Annotated in this window: 1 protein-coding gene; it reads right to left on the bottom strand. The window is 74.9% G+C overall.

Going from position 1 to position 351, the window contains the following annotated elements; all coding sequences use genetic code 11:
* The coding region (locus ADK36_RS14745) for a tetratricopeptide repeat protein (RefSeq protein WP_159391154.1) at positions 1 to 351 on the bottom strand (351 nt) is incomplete at both ends.

Genomic DNA, 351 nt, shown 5'->3' with positions numbered 1-351 from the left:
GCGGGCGGTGAGGGTGTCGGGGTGGTCGGGGCCCAGCACCCGCAGCACGTCTTCCAGCAGGTCCGCGAACGCGGCAGCGGCACCCGCTGCATCACCAGCCTCCCCCCGCCAGAATGCCAGGCTGCCGCGGGCGTCGAGTGTGTCGGGGTGGTCGGGGCCCAGCACCCGCTCATGTTCGGCGAACACGTCGGCGTGCGCGGCAGCGGCACCCGCCGCATCACCCGCCTCCCCGTGCCACCGGGCCAGCTTGTGGCGGGCGGTGAGGGTGTCGGGGTGGTCGGGGCCCAGCACCCGCAGCACGTCTTCCAGCAGGTCCGCGAACGCGGCAGCGGCACCCGCTGCATCACCAGC

Origin of the sequence: Streptomyces viridochromogenes (assembly GCF_001270495.1) — a bacterium.
In the GTDB taxonomy this organism is placed as follows: Bacteria; Actinomycetota; Actinomycetes; order Streptomycetales; family Streptomycetaceae; genus Streptomyces; species Streptomyces viridochromogenes_A.
The sequence above is the reverse complement of the archived record's forward strand: the minus strand, read 5'-3'. Positions and strand labels throughout refer to the sequence as shown.